This window comes from uncultured Aquimonas sp. (assembly GCF_937888285.1).
Taxonomy (GTDB): Bacteria; Pseudomonadota; Gammaproteobacteria; order Xanthomonadales; family Xanthomonadaceae; genus Aquimonas.
Window position 1 is genome coordinate 1 of the sequence record NZ_CALART010000072.1, and the last position, 7,604, is coordinate 7,604.

Here is a 7,604-nt window from a genome sequence, read left to right on the forward strand (position 1 = left end):
CGCGCAGGCCGAACGCCCGCGCAAGGATGCGCGGGCCGGGGGTCGGAACCCCTCGCGTGAGCGCCACGGATGGCAGCGAGAGGCTGGATTCAAGGTGAGCGCGAGCCACTGGCTCGCGCAGGCCGAACGCCCGCGCAAGGATGCGCGGGCCGGGGGTCGGAACCCCTCGCGTGAGCGCCACGGATGGCAGCGAGAGGCTGGATTCAAGGTGAGCGCGAGCCACTGGCTCGCGCAGGCCGAACGCCCGCGCAAGGATGCGCGGGCCGGGGGTCGGAACCCCTCGGCTGGGCGCCACGGATGGCAGCGACACGCACGATTCAAGGCGCGCTCGGTTCGGCCGCGCGCGAAGCAAGAGGGGGCGCTCCCGGGCGCTCGCTTGCGATGGTTTCGGTAGCAAACAAGCCGCGCCGCGCACCCGCTCCACCGCGCAGGCTGCAGCCCAAGGCCGCAGGGCAACCCGCAGTGCCGCACGCATAAGCAATGGAAACGAGCCGTGATATCTGAAAACGTACTCCTGCTGATCGCGCTCGCGCCCCTCTTCGGCGCCATCGTCGCTGGCCTGTTCGGCAGGCAGATCGGTCGCGCCGGCGCGCACTGGGTGACCATCCTCGGCGTGGCGGTGTCCTGCGCGCTGTCGGTGCAGGTGCTCTACCAGCTGGTCTGGGGTGGGGCACCGGTGTTCAACCAGAACATCTACACCTGGTTCGAGATCGGCGAGTACTCGGCCCACGTCGGGTTTCTGGTCGACCGCCTCACCGCGATGATGATGGTGGTGGTCACCTTCGTGTCCCTGCTGGTGCACATCTATACTATCGGCTACATGGAAGAAGACCCGGGCTACCAGCGCTTCTTCGCCTACATCAGCCTGTTCACCTTCTCGATGCTCATGCTGGTCATGAGCAACAACTTCCTGCAGCTGTTCTTCGGCTGGGAAGCGGTGGGCCTGGTGTCCTATCTGCTGATCGGTTTCTGGTTCAAGAAGCCGACGGCGGTGTTCGCCAACATGAAGGCCTTCCTGGTCAATCGAGTCGGCGACTTCGGCTTCCTGCTGGGCATCGCCGGCGTGCTGTACTGGCTGGGCACGCTGGACTACCAGACCGCCTTCAACAACGCGCCGCAGCTGGCTGGCCTCACCGTCGAGATCTGGCCGGGTGCGCAGTGGGCGGTGCCGACCTTCATCTGCATCTGCCTGTTCATCGGCGCCATGGGCAAGTCGGCGCAGGTGCCGCTGCACGTCTGGCTGCCGGACTCGATGGAAGGCCCGACTCCGATCTCGGCCCTGATCCACGCCGCGACCATGGTCACCGCCGGCATCTTCATGGTGGCGCGCATGTCGCCGCTGTTCGAGATGAGCGAGACCGCGCTGGCCTTCGTGCTGTTCATCGGCGCCACCACCGCGCTCTTCACCGGCCTGATCGGCGTGGTGCAGAACGACATCAAGCGCGTGGTCGCCTACTCGACCCTGTCGCAGCTGGGCTACATGACCGTGGCGCTGGGCGTGTCGGCCTATGCCGGCGCGGTCTTCCACCTGATGACCCACGCCTTCTTCAAGGCCCTGCTGTTCCTCGCCGCGGGCTCGGTGATCATCGGCATGCACCATGAGCAGGACATGCGCCGCATGGGCGGCCTGCGCAAGTACATGCCAATCACCTGGATCACCAGCCTGATCGGAACCCTGGCACTCGTCGGCACGCCCTTCCTGTCGGGCTACTACTCGAAGGACACCATCATCGAAGCCGCCGGCGTCGCCGCGGGGCAGGGCGGTTGGGTGCAGCACTACGCCTACTGGGCGGTGATGCTGGGCGTGTTCATCACCAGCTTCTACAGCTTCCGACTGCTGTATCTCACCTTCCACGGCCCCGAGCGCTTCCGCGATGCGCATGCGCACGACGATCATCACCACGATGCGCACCACGATGACCACGGTCATGGCCACGGTGCGCACGAGCCGCACGAGTCGCCGTGGGTCGTGACCCTGCCGCTGATCCTGCTGGCGATTCCCTCGATCGCGATCGGTTTCCTCACCGTCGGCCCGATGGTGTTCGGCGACTACTTCGCCGGCGCGATCACCGTGCTGCCCGAGCACGACAGCCTGGCTGGTGTCGCCGCCAAGCTGTGGCATGACGCCCACGGCTGGGTCTCGGCGGCCGTCGGTTTCGGCCTGCACTTCTACGCCTCGCCGGCGTTCTGGCTGGCTTTTGCGGGCTTCGCCGCGGCCACCTACCTCTACCTGTTCAATCCGGATCTGGCCGCGCGGATGCGCAAGAGCTTTGCCCTGCCGGTGCGGGTGCTGGAGAACAAGTACGGCTTCGACGACTTCAACCAGGCGGTGTTCGCCGGCGGCAGCCTGAAGCTGGGACGTCTGTTCTGGAAGGCCGGCGACACGGCGGTCATCGACGGCGTGGCGGTGAACGGCTCGGCAGCACTGGTGGACCGCATCGCCGCGGTGGTGCGCAACGTCCAGTCCGGCCTGATGTACCACTACGCCTTCGCCATGATTCTGGGCCTGATCGCGCTGCTCGGCGCGCTGATCTGGTCACTGCGCGTGTAACGCGCGGCATACGGATTACAAGGAAAAAACGCCGATGCCCTCGACCCTTCCCCTGCTCAGCCTGCTGATCTGGTTGCCCATCCTGGGCGGCTTCGCAGCGCTTGCCTTTGGCTCCGAACGCGCCAACCAGGTGCGCTGGTTCGCCCTGCTGGTGACACTCGCTACCTTCGTCCTCAGCATTCCGCTGTACACCGGCTTCGACGCCAGCTCGGCGGCGATGCAGTTCGTCGAGAAGCACGTCTGGATCGAGGCCTTCAAGATCCACTATCACCTCGGCGTCGATGGCATCGCCCTCGCCCTGGTGCTGCTGACCACCTTCACCAGCGTGCTGGTGCTGATCGGCGCCTGGACTTCGGTGGACGAGCGCGTGCACCAGTACATGGCCGCCTTCATGATCCTCGAAGGCCTGATGATCGGCGTGTTCTGCGCGCTCGACGCCGTGCTGTTCTACGTGTTCTTCGAGGGCATGCTGATCCCGATGTTCATCATCATCGGCGTCTGGGGCGGCTACCGCCGCATCTACGCCTCGATGAAGTTCTTCCTGTACACCTTCCTCGGCTCGATCTTCATGCTGGTCGGGCTGGTCTACCTGTACCTGAAGGGCGGCAGCTTCGCTCTCGCCGACCTGTACGCGCTGCCGCTGACCGCCACCGAACAGATGTGGCTGTTCTTCGCCTTCTTCGCGGCGTTTGCGGTGAAGATTCCGATGTTCCCGGTGCACACCTGGCTGCCCGACGCCCACGTCGAGGCGCCGACCGCGGGTTCGGTGGTGCTGGCCGCGATCATGCTGAAGATCGGCGGCTACGGCTTCCTGCGATTCACCCTGCCGATCGTACCGGACGCCGGCCACGACTACGCCTGGCTGATGATCACCCTGAGCCTGATCGCCGTGGTCTACGTCGGCCTCGTCGCGCTGGTGCAGGAGGACATGAAGAAGCTGATCGCCTATTCCTCGATCAGCCACATGGGCTTCGTCACCCTGGGCATCTTCATCGCCTTCGCGCTGGTGCGCGGTGGCCGCACTGACGGCGCCGAGCTCGGCCTGCAGGGCGCGATGGTGCAGATGATCAGCCACGGCTTCATCTCGGGCGCGATGTTCAGCTGCGTGGGCGTGGTCTACGACCGCATGCACACCCGCATGATCAAGGACTACGGCGGTGTGGCCAATGTCATGCCGATGTTCGCGGCGTTCTTCGTGCTGTTCGCCATGGCCAACAGTGGCCTGCCAGGTACCTCCGGCTTCGTCGGCGAGTTCATGGTGATCCTGGCGGCCTTCCAGCAGAGCCCGTGGATCGGCGCGATCGCAGCACTCACCCTGATCATCGGTGCGGCCTACACCCTGTGGATGGTCAAGCGCGTGATGTACGGCGAAGTGGCCAATGCCAATGTCGCCGCGCTCAAGGATCTGCGCGGGCACGAGTTCCTCGTGCTGGCCCTGTTCGCCGCCGCTGTCCTGTACTTCGGCATCCATCCCAAGCCGTTGACCGACCTGATGGACGCCTCCATCGCCCAACTCGCGGCCCAGCTTGCCGCCAGCAAGCTGTAAGCGAGGACGACGACCATGATCACTGCCTCCGACTTCATTCCGCTCACTCCCGAGCTGTTCCTGCTCGGCGCCGCCTGCGTGCTGCTGCTGGTGGATCTCTTCATCAGCGATGCGCGCCGCGGCCTGACCCACTTCCTCGGCCTGCTGACCCTGCTCGCCACGGCAGCGCTGGTGCTGCGCGACGGCATCGCGGGTGAGGCGGTTACCGCGTTCGGCGGCATGTTCATCCGCGACGGCGTGGCCGACGTGCTGAAGGTGTTCATGCTGATCGTGACCGGCGCGGCCTTCGTCTACGCCAAGCCCTACCTGCAGGACCGTGGCCTGTTCAAGGGCGAGTTCTACGTGCTTTGCCTGTTTGCAGTGCTCGGCATGATGGTGCTGGTTTCGGCCGGCAACCTGCTCAGCCTGTACATGGGCCTGGAGCTGCTGGCGCTGTCGTCCTACGCACTGGTCGCCATCGACCGCGACAACAAGCTCGCCACCGAAGCGGCGATGAAGTACTTCGTTCTCGGTTCACTGGCCTCGGGCATGCTGCTCTACGGTATGTCGATGCTGTATGGCGCGACCGGCAGCCTCGACATCGCCACGATCCAGGCGGCGCTCGGCAGCGTCGGCGACAACCGCGGCATCCTGCTGCTGGGCGTCGTCTTCCTGGTGGTCGGTATCGCCTTCAAGTTCGGCGCCGCGCCCTTCCACATGTGGTTGCCCGATGTCTACCAGGGCGCGCCCACTGCGGTCACCGCCTTCATCGGTTCGGCGCCCAAGCTGGCTGCCTTCGGCATGGCCTACCGGCTGCTTGAAGGTGCGGTCGGTGACGTCAGCGAGTGGCGCCACATGCTGGCCTGGCTGGCGGTGCTGTCGCTCGCCGTGGGCAATGTCGTTGCGATTGCGCAGACCAACCTGAAGCGCATGCTGGCCTACTCGACCATCTCACACGTCGGCTTCCTGTTCCTCGGTCTTGCCGCCGGCACCGAGCAGGGCTACGCCGCGGCGATGTTCTATGCGATCTGCTACGCGATCATGTCGGTCGGCGCCTTCGCCTCGATCATGCTGCTGGCGCGAAAAGGCTTCGAGGCCGAAGAGATCAGCGACTTCCGCGGCCTGAACCAGCGCCACCCCTGGTTCGCCTTCCTGATCCTGCTGCTGATGGGCTCACTGGCCGGCTTCCCGCCGCTGTTCGGCTTCTGGGCCAAGCTGACCGTGCTCGAAGCCGCCGTCGGCGCCGACATGCTCTGGCTGGCCCTGGTCGCGGTGGTGTTCGCGGTCATCGGCGCCTTCTACTACCTGCGCGTGATTCGCACCATGTACTTCGATGCGCCGGAAGACAGCAACAACCAGCCGCTCAATCCTGACCCGCAGCTGCGCTGGCTGCTGACCGTGAACGGCCTGGCCATGCTGGTGCTGGGCATCTTCTGGAGCCCCATCATGCAGTGGTGCCTGCGCGCAACGGGGGCTTGAGCCAACTGCTTGCGACTTGAATCCTGGCTGCATCCGAAGGGCGCCCGTACGGGCGCCCTTCGCGTTTCCGGGACTGAATGCGAGGCGCTTGCCGGCGCCGCCAAATCCAGTTGGCTGTCTGCCCGTTGCGCAAGCCCTGCATTTCGACCTGATGCGGCAGCCGAGGTGCGCTCGACGACCAATCCACCGAAGCTAACCCCGCCCACCCTCAGCATGCCTTGAAGCTCAATGGCGGATGCGGCTTTGGCCTCGGCTTGTCCATTGTCTTCGACCGTCTGTACGTGCTGCGCTGCTCACCGGTGCACGGCGGTGCGATCTGGAGCACAGCGGCGTCAATCGGCCCCAGGTCGAGGATGGGGTGCGACTGCTGGAGAGCCTGCTCCCAACCATGCTCGACCTGATGATCGAGAACCCAGGCCTCGGCCTGGGCTCAATCGCGTTCCCGGTCGTCAAAGCCTGACCACGATCGAACTCCAGCGGCAGCCGACTCGACTCCTTTCGAGTGGTGGCTCAAGCGGGAGCCGCGGCACCCCCTCGGGCTGGCGTCGTGCTTCGCTCAGTCGCGGGGGAGTTTCAGGCGATTGCGCTTCAGGCGCTCCTGCAGCGTCGCGAAGGGGGCGGGTGACTCCTCGGCGCCACGTAAGGACTGCGCATCAATCAGGTCGTCGCGATGCGGCGCTGTCAGGCCGGGGTGCAGGGCAACTTGGGAGCCGTGGGTGCCGCCGAAGAACAGCAGCCAACGTGCGTTCGAGAGCACCTCATCCACCCACAGCGCGAACGGCGCGAACAGCTCCCGCTCGATCAGGGTCTGTGGCGACTCGCAGGGTTCCAGGGGCAGCGCTTGTGGATCGAGATCGCCGCGGGCGAGATCCACCCAGCGGTCGTTGATCCGAACCGGATGCAGGCTGCTCCAGTAGGGAAGCCCCCACACTCGTCCAGCCCGACGAGTGCGCACGAACAGCTCAATGTTCCAGCCGGATTCCAGCGTCTCGCGCAGGCACAGCTCAAGGTCTGGGTTCAGGTCTTCGAACTCCCAAGTCCAGGCATCGAGCAGCTCCGAGACCTTGACCGGAAAGGGCGCAACCAGGAGCGGCGCTGGGCGACGCCCCATCCAGGTCTCGAACAGCGCGCCCGCGATCGGTCGGCTTGGCAGAGCGTGCGAACTCATTGGTGCACCTCCACCCAGATCTCTCCGCGATCGTTGAAGCTCAGGCGGTAGGTCATCGGAATCCGCTGTTCGGGAATGGCGCCCTGCCAGTTTGCACTGCGATCCTCCTCGCGAAGCCGCATCCAAAGGCTGCCAGCGCAGCGAACCTCCTCGCCGGAGGCAGCACGACTCAGCGTGCGGGCGTCGACGACATCAATGTCCAAGGTCTCGCGGATGAGGCGGGGAAGCTCCGGCATGCTGGCCGCCTCGCGGATCAGCGAGTCGATGCTGATCTGCCGGGCGGTTTGCACAATCTCTGGATCCGCGCAGTCGGGCAGGGCGGCCGGCATGCATCCGGTCAGGCTGAGCACGAACGCGCACGGGGCACAGGCCCGAAGGAAGAGGTGCAGGTTCATGCTGCCACCTTCGACTTCAATGCCAGCTCGGCCCGCAGGGCCTGCAGCACGGCGAACGGTGTGGCTTGACCTGGATCGCCGAGGTACTGGCGCGCCACCTGATGAAAGTCCCCCGGGGTGAGCCCATCCAGGGCATCAATCTGCGCCTCGAGATCCGCGCCCTGGCCCCAGCCAAAGTGCTCGCGAAACTGCCCCCACAGGCTGCGTCGCTGTTCTGCCGTCGGTGGGCGAAGCTCCAGTTTGTGCTCCAGCCGCCGCAGCACCGCGGGGTCCAATCGCTCGAAGAGATTGGTGGTCAGCACGACGTAGCCATCGAAGCTGTCGAGTGCGGTCAGCAAAGCGTTGACCATGGTCAGCTCCCAGCTCTGACGCAGGCCTTTTCGATCGGACAAGAACCCCTCGACCTCGTCGATGAGCAGAACCGCGCCCAAGTGTTGAGGCGCGCTGAAAATTGACCAGCAAAAGGCGGTTTCGCGCGTTGAAAAT

6 protein-coding genes are annotated in these 7,604 nt (G+C 65.3%); 3 read left to right on the forward strand and 3 right to left on the reverse strand.

Annotated features, from left to right (window positions below; translation table 11 throughout):
* Positions 1-493 precede the first annotated feature (493 nt).
* The 3 genes from nuoL to nuoN are packed head-to-tail and all read left to right on the forward strand — an operon-like array spanning position 494 to position 5,555.
* Positions 494-2,551, forward strand: a complete 2,058-nt coding sequence (nuoL, locus tag Q0654_RS14295; protein WP_298854941.1) for an NADH-quinone oxidoreductase subunit L — start codon at positions 494-496, stop codon at positions 2,549-2,551.
* A 34-nt stretch (positions 2,552-2,585) separates the two neighbouring features.
* Positions 2,586-4,097 carry an NADH-quinone oxidoreductase subunit M gene (locus Q0654_RS14300; RefSeq protein ID WP_298854943.1) on the forward strand — a complete coding sequence of 504 codons (1,512 nt, stop codon included), beginning with the start codon at positions 2,586-2,588 and terminating at the stop codon, positions 4,095-4,097.
* A gap of 15 nt (positions 4,098-4,112) precedes the next feature.
* The gene (gene nuoN, locus Q0654_RS14305) at positions 4,113-5,555 is read left to right on the forward strand and encodes an NADH-quinone oxidoreductase subunit NuoN (RefSeq protein WP_298854945.1); all 1,443 of its coding nucleotides are present in this window, start codon (positions 4,113-4,115) and stop codon (positions 5,553-5,555) included.
* 556 nt (positions 5,556-6,111) lie between these two features.
* Here nuoN and Q0654_RS14310 read toward each other — a convergent pair.
* The 3 genes from Q0654_RS14310 to Q0654_RS14320 form a co-directional block, all read right to left on the reverse strand.
* A complete protein-coding gene (locus tag Q0654_RS14310) occupies positions 6,112-6,723 on the reverse strand; it encodes a hypothetical protein (protein ID WP_298854947.1) in 612 nt (203 codons plus the stop codon).
* Positions 6,720-7,118 carry a hypothetical protein gene (locus Q0654_RS14315; protein ID WP_298852431.1) on the reverse strand — a complete coding sequence of 133 codons (399 nt, stop codon included), beginning with the start codon at positions 7,116-7,118 and terminating at the stop codon, positions 6,720-6,722. The genes Q0654_RS14310 and Q0654_RS14315 overlap by 4 nt, the downstream gene beginning before the upstream one ends.
* The coding region (locus Q0654_RS14320) for an ATP-binding protein (RefSeq protein WP_298854949.1) at positions 7,115-7,604 on the reverse strand (490 nt) is incomplete at its 5' end. The genes Q0654_RS14320 and Q0654_RS14315, both read right to left, overlap by 4 nt.